Source organism: Streptomyces sp. NPDC044571 (genome assembly GCF_040647115.1).
Taxonomy (GTDB): Bacteria; Actinomycetota; Actinomycetes; order Streptomycetales; family Streptomycetaceae; genus Streptomyces.
Window position 1 is genome coordinate 55,193 of record NZ_JBEZBN010000003.1, and the last position, 13,482, is coordinate 68,674.

Annotated in this window: 12 protein-coding genes; 7 read left to right on the forward strand and 5 right to left on the reverse strand. The window is 72.4% G+C overall.

All coding sequences use genetic code 11. The features are described from left to right. Positions 1–64 precede the first annotated feature (64 nt). The 5 genes from AB0B01_RS02450 to AB0B01_RS02470 all read left to right on the forward strand — a co-directional run bounded on the left by AB0B01_RS02450 (position 65) and on the right by AB0B01_RS02470 (position 6,178). Positions 65–1,168: a hypothetical protein gene (locus AB0B01_RS02450; protein ID WP_361712116.1), complete on the forward strand. Its 1,104-nt coding sequence runs from the start codon at positions 65–67 to the stop codon at positions 1,166–1,168. A 185-nt stretch (positions 1,169–1,353) separates the two neighbouring features. Beyond that, positions 1,354–2,949, forward strand: a complete 1,596-nt coding sequence (locus AB0B01_RS02455) for a M48 family metalloprotease (RefSeq protein WP_361712117.1) — start codon at positions 1,354–1,356, stop codon at positions 2,947–2,949. Continuing rightward, on the forward strand, positions 2,949–4,079 hold the full coding sequence (locus AB0B01_RS02460) for a hypothetical protein (RefSeq protein ID WP_361712118.1): 1,131 nt from the start codon (positions 2,949–2,951) through the stop codon (positions 4,077–4,079). Before AB0B01_RS02455 ends, AB0B01_RS02460 begins: the two co-directional genes overlap by 1 nt. A 112-nt stretch (positions 4,080–4,191) precedes the next feature. Beyond that, positions 4,192–4,857 carry a peptide-methionine (S)-S-oxide reductase MsrA gene (msrA, locus tag AB0B01_RS02465; protein ID WP_361712119.1) on the forward strand — a complete coding sequence of 222 codons (666 nt, stop codon included), beginning with the start codon at positions 4,192–4,194 and terminating at the stop codon, positions 4,855–4,857. Positions 4,858–4,969: 112 nt separating this feature from the next. Next, entirely contained in the window at positions 4,970–6,178 is a 1,209-nt protein-coding gene (locus AB0B01_RS02470) for a Shedu anti-phage system protein SduA domain-containing protein (protein ID WP_361712120.1), read from the forward strand. A 99-nt stretch (positions 6,179–6,277) separates the two neighbouring features. On the opposite strand, the gene AB0B01_RS02475 is transcribed toward AB0B01_RS02470, so the two are convergent. Beyond that, positions 6,278–7,366 carry an NAD(P)-dependent alcohol dehydrogenase gene (locus AB0B01_RS02475; protein WP_361712121.1) on the reverse strand — a complete coding sequence of 363 codons (1,089 nt, stop codon included), beginning with the start codon at positions 7,364–7,366 and terminating at the stop codon, positions 6,278–6,280. 168 nt (positions 7,367–7,534) lie between these two features. Here AB0B01_RS02475 and AB0B01_RS02480 point away from each other — a divergent pair, with 168 nt between their 5' ends. After that, positions 7,535–8,416 carry a helix-turn-helix transcriptional regulator gene (locus AB0B01_RS02480; protein ID WP_361712122.1) on the forward strand — a complete coding sequence of 294 codons (882 nt, stop codon included), beginning with the start codon at positions 7,535–7,537 and terminating at the stop codon, positions 8,414–8,416. On the opposite strand, the gene AB0B01_RS02485 is transcribed toward AB0B01_RS02480, so the two are convergent. The 3 genes from AB0B01_RS02485 to AB0B01_RS02495 form a co-directional block, all read right to left on the reverse strand. Then, positions 8,406–9,389, reverse strand: coding sequence for a GNAT family N-acetyltransferase (locus AB0B01_RS02485; protein WP_361712123.1), 984 nt, complete (start codon positions 9,387–9,389; stop codon positions 8,406–8,408). The two genes, AB0B01_RS02480 and AB0B01_RS02485, sit on opposite strands and share 11 nt — an antisense overlap. A 205-nt stretch (positions 9,390–9,594) precedes the next feature. Beyond that, the gene (locus AB0B01_RS02490; protein ID WP_361712124.1) at positions 9,595–10,869 is read right to left on the reverse strand and encodes an Ig-like domain-containing protein; all 1,275 of its coding nucleotides are present in this window, start codon (positions 10,867–10,869) and stop codon (positions 9,595–9,597) included. A 118-nt stretch (positions 10,870–10,987) separates the two neighbouring features. Next, positions 10,988–11,284 (reverse strand): hypothetical protein, encoded by a 297-nt coding sequence (locus tag AB0B01_RS02495; RefSeq protein WP_361712125.1) that lies wholly within the window; start codon positions 11,282–11,284, stop codon positions 10,988–10,990. 155 nt (positions 11,285–11,439) lie between these two features. Here AB0B01_RS02495 and AB0B01_RS02500 point away from each other — a divergent pair, with 155 nt between their 5' ends. After that, positions 11,440–11,814 (forward strand): hypothetical protein, encoded by a 375-nt coding sequence (locus AB0B01_RS02500; protein WP_361712126.1) that lies wholly within the window; start codon positions 11,440–11,442, stop codon positions 11,812–11,814. An 88-nt stretch (positions 11,815–11,902) separates the two neighbouring features. Here the strand turns inward: AB0B01_RS02500 and hutH are convergent, their stop codons facing one another. After that, entirely contained in the window at positions 11,903–13,444 is a 1,542-nt protein-coding gene (hutH, locus tag AB0B01_RS02505; RefSeq protein WP_361712253.1) for a histidine ammonia-lyase, read from the reverse strand. Positions 13,445–13,482: the final 38 nt, after the last annotated feature.

Genomic DNA, 13,482 nt, shown 5'->3' on the forward strand with positions numbered 1-13,482 from the left:
CGCTTGCGCCGCGGGCCTCTTTCGCATTGGCGTTTGACCCCGGTGGTCTGGTTCGCTGGGGGCCATGGAGATTCTCTGGTTCCTGCTCGCGGTGGGCCTGCTGCTGGCCGCTTTCAGCCCGTACCTGCGGCGCAGGCGGGGCGGCCTGCGGCTCGTCGAGCCCGGCAGCCCCGACGCGGCGGACCCCGAGAACTACGGCTTCGCCCGCCAGGAGCAGCTGGACGTCCGCGTCCCGGGGCCCGACGAGGACCTGATGGACGCGCTGGAGGCGGTGCAGCGCACCGGGCGGTGGCAGGCGGCGTCGCAGCTGCTGGCCGGGACCCCGAAGGAGGGGGAGCTGCGCTGGCAGCGGGTCCAGGCCTTCGGCGGGGCGGCGGCGCTGGAGCTCGTCCGGCAGCCGGGCAGCGGCGCGCAGTGGCTGAAGGCGTGGCGGCTGGAGGCCGAGAAGGACGCGGGCGGGGCCCAGGTTCACGCCGAGCTGCTGGTGCAGCAGGCGTGGCGGCATTCGGGCGGGGTGGGCTCGGCGGACCACCGGATCATCCTGGAGGAGGCCCGGGAGGCGTGCCGCAAGGCGGCGCTGCTGGCCCCGGGCGACCCGGTCCCGCACATCACGGAGCTGGCGGTCGCGCGGGCGCTGGGGTATTCGGAGGCGGAGTTCGACGCGCTCTGGGCGAAGATCATCGACGTGGCTCCGGCGCACATGGGCGCGCATCTGGCGGCCCTGCACTACTGGTGCGAGAAGTGGCACGGCTCGCGGGAGCAGGCCGACGCCTTCGCGCACGCCGCGGCGGCCCGGGCCCCGCAGGGCTCGCTGCTGGCGGCGCTGCCGCTGTTCGCGGTGTACGAGCACATCCCCGAGGTCGTCCTGACCAACTTCTGGCGGGGCGCCGTCGTGGCGCGGGCGGTGGAGGGTGCGCTGTACGCGGTGCACACGGCGCGCCCGGACGACCCGATGCTGGCGCACGTACGGCACATGCTGCTGTCGTTCCTGGTGCCGATGGAGCGCTGGGCGGAGGCGATGGAGCAGGTCCGGCACGTGGACGGGTACGTGGGCGCCCTGCCGTGGTCGGTCTCGGCGGATCCGGCGGCGCAGTACGCGGTCTACCGCGCGCTGGCGGTGGCGGGCTACGAGGCGAACGGCGGCTCCCCGGCGACCCTGCCGCACTGAGCCGGCAGGACAGGGCCCGGCCGCAGCCCGGCGGCCCCGCCGCCGACCCCCTCGGCCATAAGGTTGCTGTAAGTGACCGGTACCGCGCATGATGCGCCGAGCACGGCCCGAGCCGTGCACCGCGGCGCACCGCGTGCCGTGCCCGACACCTGCACCACTTCATCCCGTGGGGGGACCCCGTCCATATGGGCGCTTCACTGCGCGCGCTGCGCGCCCTCGTTCTGCTCGCCGGCTTCTACCTGCTGAGCCTCGTCCTGCTCGCCGTCCTCGCGGCCGTCGACTGGGCCACCGTCACCTGGCTGCACGGCGGCATCGCCGGCAAGATCCTCATCGTCTCGGTGGTCCTCGCGGTCCCGATCGTGCGCGGCATGTTCATGCTGCGCACCCCGAAGGGCGAGCCGCAGCCCGGCGTCCTCGTCACCGAGCAGCAGGAGCCCGTCCTGTGGCGGACCGTCCGCGAGATCGCCGCCCAGGTCGGCACCCGCGCCCCCGACGAGATCCTGCTGATCGACGAGGTCAACGCGGCCGTCGGCGAGGACGCCCGACTGCTGGGCCTGCTGCCCGGCACCCGGCGCCTCTACCTGGGCCTGCCGCTGATGACGGGCCTGGACGAGATGCAGCTGCGCGCCGTGCTCGCCCACGAGATGGGCCACTACGCCAACCTCGACACCCGCCTCACCCCGCTGATCGCCCGCGGCCGCGCCCAGCTGATCCGCACCATCGGGCACTTCCACGACCGCGCCGACACCAAGGTCGCCAAGGAGCGGGTCCGCCAGGAGAAGGCCGCCGAGAAGCGCCTCGCCAAGGGCAAGAAGGCCAAGGAGGTCGACACGGCCGGCCAGGGCGCCATGTACCGCGCCATGGCGAAGATCTACACGGGGTACGCGCACTTCTACATGCGCGCCACCCTCTCCGGAAGCCGCCGCCAGGAGCTCGCCGCCGACCTGGCCTCCGTCCGCGTCGCCGGCCGCGACTCCGCAGCCTCCGCCCTGCGCGAGCTGAACGTCCTGGCACCCGCGCACCAGTTCTACATGGACTCCTACGCCACCCTGGGCGTCGGCGCCGGCCTGCTGCCGCGCCCCGGCCAGGTCTTCGGCGGCCTGCGGCAGCTGCTCGACGCCCGTACGGAGGAGCTGGACGGCCTGCGCAGCGAGCTGCCGCAGGAGCCGGCCTCCCCGTACGACTCCCACCCCGCGCTCGCCGAGCGGGTCGCCCGCATCGAGGCCCTGCCGGACGACGGCCGCGGCGGTGGGCAGGCCGGTCCCGCGCTCGCGCTGCTGGCCGACCCCGAGGCCGCGCTGGCCGCGCTGGAGCAGGCGGTCCTGACCCCCGAGGCACTCGCGCTCACCCGGGTGGACTGGGCGGACCTCGTCCACGAGAGCATGACCCGCTACGTCGGCCAGGGCGCGCAGGACATCCGCGAGGCCGTCGTCGCCGAGGGCGCGTCCCCGGAACCGGCCGCCCTCCTGGACGCGGTCGACGCCGACCCGGCGCTGCGCTGGCGGATCGCCGACCGTTTCCCGAAGTCCGAGGAGGCGGCGGCCGCCACCGGCCGCGCCGCCCGCGAGTTCGCCCGGCCCGTCCTGCGACGCGCCGTGAAGCAGCTGGTCACCGCCGAGCTGACGGCCCGCGGAGCGGCCCGCTGGCAGCTGTCCTGGTCCGACTCGGCCGCCCTGCAGTACACGGCCGAGGGGTTCGAGGACCGGCTGGAGCTCGCCTTGGACGCGTTCGTGGCGGACCTGCCCGACACCGAACCGCTGCGAAAGCTGGTGCTCGTCTGATGCTCGGCCTGATCATCTTCGGTCTCCTCCTGCTCGGCGGGGCCGCGTACCGCTTCATCACCGCCCGTACGAAGACCCGCCCGGCCGGGACCGGTGCGGAGAAGGCGGCGGCCACCGACGCGGAGAAGGCCGAGAAGAAGGCGCGGGAGGCGGCCGCGGTCGTCGCTCTGGGCTTCGTCGCCGAGGCCGACCTCGACACCGAGAACGCCCAGCCGGTGCCCCCGGAGCGGACGGCGGCCGTCGCGGCCGTCCGCGCCGGCGACTGGGCGGCCGGCGCCGCCTACGTCGCGGCGGCCGGCTCGGACTGGGAGGAGCGCTGGCAGCGCGTCCGCGCCCTGGCGGAGGTCGCGGCGGAGGACGACGCGTTCCTGCTGGCCTGGCGGGCGGAGCACCCGTCCGACCCGACTGCGGCCCTGGTCGACGCCGACGCCGCCGTGAACGTCGCCTGGAACGTGCGCGGCAGCCAGGCCGGCAGCCGCACGACGCAGGAGCAGTTCCGGCTCTTCCGGGAGCTGCTGCTCAGGGCGCAGGAGTCCGCGCACGCGGCCCAGCGGCTGGCCGACCCGGCCGACCCGGTCCCGTACATGGTGGAGCAGCCGATCGCGCAGGGCCTCGGCTACCCGCACGAGCAGTACGAGGAGCTGTGGGCGCAGATCACCCGGCGCGACCCGAAGATCCTCAGCGCGCACACCACGGCCCTGCAGTACTGGTGCCGGAAGTGGCGCGGCTCCCACGAGCTGGCACTGGCCTTCGCCCGCACGTCGGCGGCCGCCGGTGCACCCGGTGAGCTGCTCTCCCTGCTGCCGCTGATCGCGTACTTCGAGCAGCAGACCTACGAGAAGGACCTCAAGGCGGACGTGTTCCTCAAGGAACCGGAGATCCTCGCCGCCGTCGACGCCGCGCTCGCCGACCTGGCGGCCGCCTCCGCGGACGACCGGCGGGCGGTGCGGCTGCGCCACCTTCTGGCGTGGATGCTGTGGATGCAGGACCGCGACGAGGAGGCGGTCGCGCAGTTCCGGCACATCGACGGGTACGTCGGCGCGCTTCCGTGGAATTATGCGGCCTCGCCGCGGAACCGGTACGTGACGGCCCGCGACTGGTGCGTACGCGAGGTCACTCCGGGCCTGTGAGCGGCGGCGGGCGGTGAGGACATGACGTGAGTCCGACGCCGCGGGCAGGGGCGGGCCGGGAGGAATCCCGGCCCGCCCTTTCCCGTTGAAGGAAGACCACGAGGAGGAACCCATGTTTTCGTACCGCCGTACGCCCGAGCTCCCCACCCGCGAGGAGGCCCTGACCGGCCGCGCGGAGCCCGCCTTCGGCCTGCCCGAGAAGCACACGGTGCTCGGCAACCCGCTGGCCGGCCCCTACCCGGACCACCTGGAGGTGGCCGACTTCGGGCTGGGCTGCTTCTGGGGCGCGGAGCGCAAGTTCTGGCAGACGCCGGGGGTGTGGACCACCCTGGCCGGCTACCAGGGCGGCTTCACCGAGAACCCGACGTACGAGGAGGTGTGCTCGGGCCTGACCGGCCACACCGAGGTCGTCCGCGTGGTCTTCGACCCGTCGCAGGTCTCGTATGCCGCCCTCCTCAAGCTGTTCTGGGAGTCCCACGACCCCACCCAGGGCTTCCGCCAGGGCAATGACGTCGGCACCCAGTACCGCTCCGCGGTCTACACCCACTCCCCCGCCCAGCAGGCCACGGCGGAGGCCTCCCGGGAGGCCTACCAGCAGGTCCTGACGGGCTCGGGCTACGGCCCGATCACCACGGCGGTCCTCCCGTCCGCGGACCGCCCCTTCTGGCCGGCGGAGCCCTACCACCAGCAGTACCTCGACAAGAACCCCGGCGGCTACTGCGGCATCGGCGGCACCGGTGTCTCCTGCCCGATCGGCGTGGCCGCCGCCGACGGCTGAGCACCGGCGTCACGCCGATGCCACCGGAAGCACCGGGGGCGGGACCGACTGCCGTTGCTCCCGCCCACCGCTCATGCACCCGCTGTCAGTGCCAGGCCCCACACTCGTCCGCGTGGATGTGAGGTCTGATTTTGCGCTGCAGCTTCAGCTGCAGCACGTCGCCGAGCTTGCCCTGGATCCCCTGGTCAAGGATGCGCTCGAAGCCGTCTTCACGCACATGACTGGAGGCCGGAGCCGCAGTCGCAGAGGCGGCAGAGCACTCATCACACTGCTGGAAGAGGTGCGCCGGGCGGCAGCTACGACGGATGAGTGGCAGGTCGTGCGGCTGATCCAAGACTCTTTGGACTACGCCGAAGGCCGCATTCTCCGGCCCGACTTCGAAGAGCGGTACCGGCTGTTCCAGCGATCGACACAGCCGTTGAGCTCTCACCAGGACTACTTGGCGCGGACGCTCTCTGCGACGTTGGAATTCTTCGCGCAACTGGCTGACGACTACCTCGGTCAGCACCCTGAGGCGAACCCGAGCGAGGTGCTCGCCCATGTCAAGGCCGTCGGTCGGGACGCACGGTACATGCAGCAGTCGCAGGAGCGCCCCGGGCGGTATCGGATCCTTCGCGGCAGCAGCGAGGTGGCCGCGTGGCTTGAGCAGGTCTTCCACGGGCGGGTGGATGTGGAAGACCCGGAGCAGGCTGCCCGCCGCATCGTGATGTCCCCTGACGCTCTGGCGATCCTGGCAGCGGACAAGGAGGGCCAACTGCTCCTGCAGGCGGCAGAAGTCCAGCGGCACCGGCAGGGCCTCAAGAAACTGCGCAAGACGGTCGAAGATCCCGGAGCGAGCGAGGGAGACCTGCAACGCGCGCTGGATGGGCAGTACTGGATCTTCGGTGGACAGTTCGCAAGCCAAGCGGTGCAGCGCAGACTCGTGCCCGGAGACGAGGTCGACATCCCGCTGATCCGCGGGGACGGCTCCCTCCACATCGTGGAGTTGAAGCGCTCCATGAGCCTTCGTGGCTCCCTGGTCAAGAGACACCGGGGATGCTGGGTGCCGACGGCTGAAGTGCACGACGCAGTGAGCCAGGCAGTCAACTACCTGGTCGGCTTGGACGAACACCGCCTCCGGATCAGGGATGAACTGGGCATCGAAACGCGCCGGGCGAGCGCTCTCGTATTGATCGGCCACCCCTCCGTACAGCCGGACGTGGCCGAGGAGGACATCAATGAAGCGCTGCGCACACTCAACACTCACATGAGTCGCGTCGACGTCGTGACCTACAAGGAGTTGGCCGACAACGCAGAGCGCGCACTGAGCGGCTGGGAATAAGGCCCGTCGGCCCCGCGCCGTGCGGTCGTCCGGCCCTGCGCGGTGCCACCGGGCGCCGTGGTCCCGGGGCGTGGCCCCGGGACATGGCCGCCGGCGGGCTCAGATCGTCGCCGCGTCGATGACGAAGCGGTAGCGGACGTCGCTCGCCAGGACCCGCTCGTACGCTTCGTTGATCTGGTCGGCGCGGATCAGCTCGATCTCCGAGCCGAGTCCGTGCTCGGCGCAGAAGTCCAGCATCTCCTGGGTCTCGGCGATGCCACCGATCATCGAGCCGGCCAGGGTCTTGCGGCCGCCGATGACGGAGAACAGGTTGAGCTCGACCGGCTCCTCCGGGGCGCCGACGTTGACCAGCGCGCCGTCGACCTTCAGCAGGTCGAGGTAGGCGTCGAGGCCGATCGGGGCCGAGACGGTCGAGATGACCAGGTCGAAGGTGCCGGACAGCTCCTCGAAGGTCGTCCTGTCGCTGGTGGCGTAGTAGTGGGAGGCGCCCAGCCGCAGGCCGTCCTCCTTCTTGCGCAGCGACTGCGACAGGACGGTGACCTCGGCGCCCAGCGCGTTCGCGATCTTCACGCCCATGTGGCCGAGGCCGCCGAGCCCGACGATCGCGACCTTCTTGCCGGGGCCCGCCTGCCAGTGCTTGAGCGGGGAGTACAAGGTGATCCCCGCGCACAGCAGCGGCGCGGCGGCGTCGAGGGCGAGGCCGTCGGGGATGCGGACGGTGTAGTTCTCGTCGACGACGATGTGCGTGGAGTAACCGCCGTACGTGGGCTCGCCCTGCTTGTCACGGGCGTTGTAGGTGCCGGTCATGCCCCGGACGCAGTACTGCTCCTGGCCGCGCAGGCAGTACTCGCACTCCCGGCAGGAGTCCACGAAGCAGCCGACGCCGACCTGGTCGCCCACCGCGAATCCGGTGACCTCCGGGCCGATCTCGGTGACGACGCCGGCGATCTCGTGGCCCGGGACCATCGGGTAGATGCCCTCGCCCCAGCCGTCGCGGGCCTGGTGGATGTCGGAGTGGCAGATGCCGGCGTACTTGATCTCGATGAGGACGTCGTGCGCGCCCACGGGGCGGCGCGGGACGGTGGTGCGCTCCAGCGGGGCCTTGGCGGCGGGTGCGGCGTAGGCGGCGACCTCGGTGAGCGGCGTGGTCTGCGTGGTCGTGGTCCGGGTGTCCTGGGTGTCGGACATGGGGGTGCGCTCCTCACACGGCGGAAAGATCCTGGGGATGGACCCCACGATGCCGGACACCGGCCCTGCCACCCAGCCCCCTGCCCTGCCTAGGACTGGCAGTCCTACCCTTGACGGGGTCAGGCACGCACCCGCCGCCGCCACGGGCCGTCCCGGGATACTGGCCGTATGGACCAGCTTGATCAGCGCACCGAACTGGGCGAGTTCCTGCGCACCCGCCGCGCCCGGCTGCGCCCCGAGGACGTCGGCCTGCCCGACCACGGCCGCCACCGGCGGGTGCCGGGCCTGCGCCGCGAGGAGCTGGCGCAGCTGGCGGGGGTGTCGGTGGCCTACTACACGCGGCTGGAGCAGGGCCACGGGCAGAACGTGTCGGCGGACGTGCTGGACGCGATCGCCCGGGCGCTGCGCCTGGACGGCACGGAGACGGCCCACCTGACCCACCTGGCCCGGCCCCGCCCCCGCAGGCAGCGCAACCGGCCGCACCGCCCGCAGCAGGTGCGCCCGCAGCTGCGCACGCTGCTGGAGGCGATGGAGGGCGTACCGGCGTACCTGGTGGGGCGGCGGCAGGACGTGATCGGCTGGAACCGGCTGGCGGTGGCGGTGTTCGGCGACTTCGGGGCGCTGCCGCCGCAGGAGCGCAATCTCGTGCGGCTGGTGTTCCTGGATCCGGCGACCTCGGCCCTGTACGCGGAGTGGGAGTGCCGGGCCTGCGAGGTGGTGAGCAACCTGCGCATGTACGCCGGCCGGCACCCCGAGGACGAGCAGCTGCCCGCGCTGGTCGGCGAGCTGTCGGTGAAGAACGAGGAGTTCCGCCGGCTGTGGGCGGCGCACACGGTGGCGGACAAGTCGCACGGCGTGAAGCAGCTGAGGCATCCGCTGGTCGGCGAGCTGGAGCTGTCCTTCGAGACGCTGACGCTGCCGGACGACCCCGAGCAGTCCCTGGTCGCCTTCCATGCCGCCCCCGGCTCCCCGTCGGCGGACGCCCTGCGCCTGCTGTCCTCGTGGGCGGCCGCCCCGGTGCCGGCGGAGGACCGGGCGGCTAGAGGCTGAGCTGGAAGACGCCCGCCGCGCGTTCGCGGCGGTAGCCCAGGGCCTCGTTCACCGCGCGCATGGGCGTGTTCTCGTCCGCGACCGAGGTGCCGATCTCCCGCAGGGAGGGCCAGCGGGCGGGGGCCTGGGCCAGCATGTGCAGTTTGACGGCGCGGCCGAGGCCCCGGCCGCGGTGGGCGGGGACGACGACGGTGTCGTACTGGAGGGCGCGCGGGCCGACCGGGTCGAGGAGGACCAGCGAGGTGTACGCGGCCACTTCGCCGTCCGGGGTGACGGCCGCCGCCATCAGCATCCGGCCGCCCCGGTCCAGCACCACCTGCTGCACGGTGTGCAGGCGCTCGGGCGTCCAGACCGGCGGGCGGGCGTCCATGTCCCCGCTCGGCGCGTCCTCCATCGCCCCGTGGGCCGTCGCCGCGGCGGCCGCCCAGGCGTCGGGTACGAGCCCGTCCCAGAGCACCAGCTCGTAGCCGGGCGTCCGGGCGGCCTCCCCCCGGCGACCGGGCACCTGGTCGGTCGCGCGGCCGGGCACCTGCTGGACGTACCAGGCCAGGGGCAGGACGTTGCGGAAGCCCAGCGAGCTCGCGAAGGCCTCGCCCGGGCCGCCGAGGTCCAGGACGGTGCTGACCGAGCTGCGGCCCTGCGCCACCAGCTCGGCCCGGACCCGCTCCCACAGGACCGTGCCCAGGCCCCTGCGCCGGGCACCGGGCCGTACCACCAGCGCGTCGAGGTGGGCGGTGTGCGCGTTGCCCGCGTCCGTGAACAGCTGGAGCGCGGCGACTCCCTCCTCGGCGGCCCACAGGGCGAAGCGGCTGTTCACGGACGGGATCCGCAGCCGCCCGGCGATCTCCACCGGGGTCGGCGCGGGTACACCCGGCAGGTCGGCGGCGTGGGCACCGGCCACGACGGCGGACCAGGCCCGCGCGTCGGCTTCGGAAAGGGGCGGGATCAGGGCGCGGATCACGGCGGAAGTCATGATCGGGACCCTAGCCGGGGGCCTGCGACGCCGCCCGGGATTTCCGGCGGGCGCGGTCTTCCGGTGGGCGTCTCCCGGTGGGCGGCTTCCGTTCGGCGGACGGGCCGGGAGACGCGGATGGCGGGGAGCCCGGGGGCTCCCCGCCATCCGGCCGAGTGTCGGGTCGGCCGTGACATCGGATCTCGTCACATGGGATCAGGAGGGGTCAGACGGCCGAGCCGGCCTTCCAGTCCGCCCAGCTCATGTTCCAGCCGTTGAGCCCGTTGTCCGGCTTGATCGTCTTGTCCGGGGAGTTGACCACCGTGACGACGTCGCCGATGAGCGAGTTGTCGAAGAACCAGGCAGCGGGCTGGTTCGGGTCATCGGCGCCCTTGGCGTCGTTCAGGCCGACGCAGCCGTGACTGGTGTTCACGCTGCCGAAGATCGAGTCGGATCCCCAGTAGTTGCCGTGGATGAAGGTCCCGGAGGTGGACAGCCGCATCGCGTGCGGGACGTCCTTGATGTCGTACTCGCCCTTGCCCTCGTCGTTCTTGAAGCCGACGGTGGAGCCGTCCATCCGGGTCTCCTTGAACTTCTCGGAGATCACCATCTGGCCGTTGTAGGTCGGGTTGTCCGGGGAGCCCGCCGAGATCGGGATGGTCTTGAGGACCGCGCCGTCCCGGGTGACCGTCATCTTCTTCGTCTTCGTGTCGACCGTGGAGACCTGGCTCCGGCCGATCTTGAAGGTGACGGTCTTGTTCTGCACGCCCTGCACGCCGGGGGCGCCCTGCACCCCGTCCAGCGCCAGCTTCAGGGTGACGGTGGAGCCCGCCTTCCAGTACTGCTCGGGGCGGAAGTCCAGCCGCTGCGCGTTGAACCAGTGGCCGACGACCTCCTGGCCGCTGGTGGAGCTCACGCTGATCGCCGACTGGACCGCCTTCTGGTCCTTGATCGGCTTGTTGAAGGTGATCGAGACCGGCATGCCCACGCCGACGGTCTGGCCGTCGTCGGGTATGAACGAGCCGACGAAGCTGTTCTCGGGGGAGACGGTGGTGAACGAGGCGTTCTCGTGCGCCTCCTTGCCCTCCGCGTCCTTCGCCGTCGCCGCCAGGGCGTACTTCGTGGAGCGCTTGAGGGCGCCCTCCGGCTTCCAGCTCTTGCCGTCGGCGGCTATCTTGCCGGGCACCGCGGTGCCCTCGGAGGTCTTCAGCTCCACCGAGGTGAGGGTGCCGTCACTGACGGCGACGTTCGTGGCGTCGTTCAACCCGACGTTGGTGGCGCCGTCCTTGGGCGTGATCGTGATCTTGGCCTTGGAGGCGTCCTTGGCCGCCGCCGCGTCCACGTCCGACTGGGACTTGCCGGTCGCGTCCCCGCCGCCCTTGGGCTTGTCGTCCCCTCCGCCGTTGCACGCCGAGAGCACCAGTACGCCACCGAGAACGGCGGATATGGCCACCAGGGACCTCCTCCGCCGCTTGCTGTCCGTCCTCACACGCCACTCCATCGTTGCCTGAACCCCCGAGCCTGGGGGCAGGGGGACGTGCCCCCTGCCTCGCATACCAGTCAACGCGTTGAAGGCCCGGATCGGTTCCACATCCGTTCGGATGTGGGCAACCCCACGGTCAGGCGTTGTCGGCTGTCTCTTCCTCGAAGTCCCCATCTTCCTCGTCGAGGTCCCACTCCATGGACTCGGGGTCGTATTCGACGGGCTCGCTGCTCCAGGAGGCCTGGGCCAGCTCCACGCCGGGGATCTCTACGACCAGGTCGGTGGGGTCGACGAGGTACGCGAGGGCCTCCGACTCGTCCTCGCGGACGGCCGACTCGGCGTGGCCGCGCTCCTCGTCCGGCATGAACTCGTCGGCGTCGATGTGGGCGAGCGCGGCTGCGGTGAGCGCCTCGGGATCCGGCACTTCCAGCACCAAATCCACCCGAAGCCTTACGTACCGTGATGTGTCAGAAGGGTTCATACGACGGAGCGTAAGCCCGCGCAGGCCCCGACTTTCCCACGACCCGCCCTTGTCCGTAGCATCACCGCACACGGCCAATTCGCTGCTTCCGCAAGGGGGATCGCCCCGTGTCCGCACGCAGACCGCTGCTCACCGCTCTCGGAGCGACCACCCTCCTCGCCGCCCTCTGGTTCGTCCCGTCGGCGAACGCCACCGCGCCCGGTGCGGCGGGGCCCGCTTCCGGCGCGCCCGAGCCGGCGACCGCGCCCGCGCCCGCGCCCGGGACGGTGACCGCCATCGCCCGTACGGACGCGCAGGCGGACCCCCAGGCCGGCCCCGGCTCGGGCCGGGGCGCCGCCCCGCAGACCGCCGGGCAGGCCTCCCTGGCCCTCGCGGACACCGGTGGGATCGACACCACCCCGTACCTGCTGGGCGGCACGCTCTGCCTGGGCGTCGGGGCCGGCTTCGTCACCTTCTCCGTACGCCGCTCACGCGCCGTCTAGCGGCGCCCGCGCACACGGCAAGGGCCGCCCCCGGGATCGACTCCCGGGGGCGGCCCTTCGCGCGTACCCCGTCCGGGGCCGGCGGGTCCTAGGCGAGCGGACCCGTCACCGGCTCCACCGCGGCGACCAGCCCGCCCGTACGGACGAACGCGTCGGCGGCGGCCAGGTCGGGGGCGAGGAAACGATCCGGCCCGGGACCCGCCACACCGGCGGCGCGCGCCGCCGCGATGGCGGCCCGGCTGGCCGGGGCCGGGGTGAGGCCGTGGCGCAGCTCTATGGCCCGGGTGGCCGCGTACAGCTCGATCGCGATGATCCGGGTCAGGTTGTCGATGGCGGTACGGAGCTTGCGCGCGGCCGACCACCCCATCGAGACGTGGTCCTCCTGCATGGCGGAGGAGGGGATCGAGTCGGCGGAGGCCGGGACGGCCAGCCGCTTCATCTCGCTGACCAGGGCGGCCTGCGTGTACTGGGCGATCATCAGCCCGGAGTCGACGCCCGCGTCCTCGGCGAGGAAGGGCGGCAGGCCGTGCGAGCGGTTCTTGTCGAGGAGGCGGTCCGTGCGGCGCTCGGCGATCGAGCCGAGGTCGGCGGCGGCGATGGCCAGGAAGTCCAGGACGTACGCGACCGGCGCGCCGTGGAAGTTCCCGTTGGACTCCACCCGCCCGTCGGGCAGCACCACCGGGTTGTCGACGGCCGAGGCCAGCTCCCGCGAGGCGACCAGCGCGGCGTGCGCCATGGTGTCGCGGCCCGCTCCGGCGACCTGCGGGGCGCACCGCACCGAGTAGGCGTCCTGGACGCGCGGGGCGGTTTCCTCCTGGTAGTGGCGGACCAGCCCGGAGCCCTCCAGGACGGCGGCCATGTTCGCGGCGGAGGCACCCTGGCCGGGGTGCGGGCGGATGGCGTGCAGCTCGGGCGCGAGCACCTTCTCGGTGCCGAGCAGGGCCTCCAGCGTCAGCGCCGCGGTGATGTCGGCGGAGGTGTAGAGCTTGCCGAGGTCGGCGAGGGCCATGATCAGCATGCCGAGCATGCCGTCGGTGCCGTTGAGGAGGGCGAGGCCCTCCTTCTCGCGGAGCTCGACCGGCTCGATCCCCGCTTCGGCGAGCAGCTCGCCGGCGGGCCGGACGACCCCGTCGGGGCCCTCGGCGTCGCCTTCGCCCATCAGGGCGAGGGCGCAGTGGGAGAGCGGCGCCAGGTCGCCGGAGCAGCCGAGGGAGCCGTACTCGTGCACGACGGGGGTGATGCCCGCGTTCAGCACGTCGGCCATCGTCCGGGCGACGGACGGGCGGACGCCGGTGTGGCCGGAGGCGACGGTCTTCAGCCGCAGGAACATCAGGGCGCGCACGACCTCCCGCTCGACGCGCGGGCCCATGCCGGCGGCGTGCGAACGGACGATGTTGCGCTGGAGCTGCGCGCGCAGCTCGGGGCTGATGTGCCGGGAGGCGAGGGCGCCGAACCCGGTGGACACCCCGTAGACGGGTTCGGGCTTGGCGGCGAGGGCATCGACGATCTCGCGGGCGCGGGCGAGGGCGTCGAGCGCCTCCCCGGACAGCTCGACGCGCGCGTTGCCGCGGGCTACGGCGATGACGTCCTCGGCAGTGGTCCCGGACGTCCCCACCACGACAGTGTGCATATCCATATTCAGCACCCTACGGACTGAATCGCTTCATG

Coding starts and splice junctions, on each gene's coding strand:
- AB0B01_RS02450 (WP_361712116.1), top strand. CDS start 65: ATGGAGATTCTCTGGTTCCTGCTCGCGGTGGGCCTGCTGCTGGCCGCT.
- AB0B01_RS02455 (WP_361712117.1), top strand. CDS start 1,354: ATGGGCGCTTCACTGCGCGCGCTGCGCGCCCTCGTTCTGCTCGCCGGC.
- AB0B01_RS02460 (WP_361712118.1), top strand. CDS start 2,949: ATGCTCGGCCTGATCATCTTCGGTCTCCTCCTGCTCGGCGGGGCCGCG.
- msrA (WP_361712119.1), top strand. CDS start 4,192: ATGTTTTCGTACCGCCGTACGCCCGAGCTCCCCACCCGCGAGGAGGCC.
- AB0B01_RS02475 (WP_361712121.1), bottom strand. CDS start 7,366: ATGTCCGACACCCAGGACACCCGGACCACGACCACGCAGACCACGCCG.
- AB0B01_RS02480 (WP_361712122.1), top strand. CDS start 7,535: ATGGACCAGCTTGATCAGCGCACCGAACTGGGCGAGTTCCTGCGCACC.
- AB0B01_RS02485 (WP_361712123.1), bottom strand. CDS start 9,389: ATGACTTCCGCCGTGATCCGCGCCCTGATCCCGCCCCTTTCCGAAGCC.
- AB0B01_RS02490 (WP_361712124.1), bottom strand. CDS start 10,869: ATGGAGTGGCGTGTGAGGACGGACAGCAAGCGGCGGAGGAGGTCCCTG.
- hutH (WP_361712253.1), bottom strand. CDS start 13,444: ATGCACACTGTCGTGGTGGGGACGTCCGGGACCACTGCCGAGGACGTC.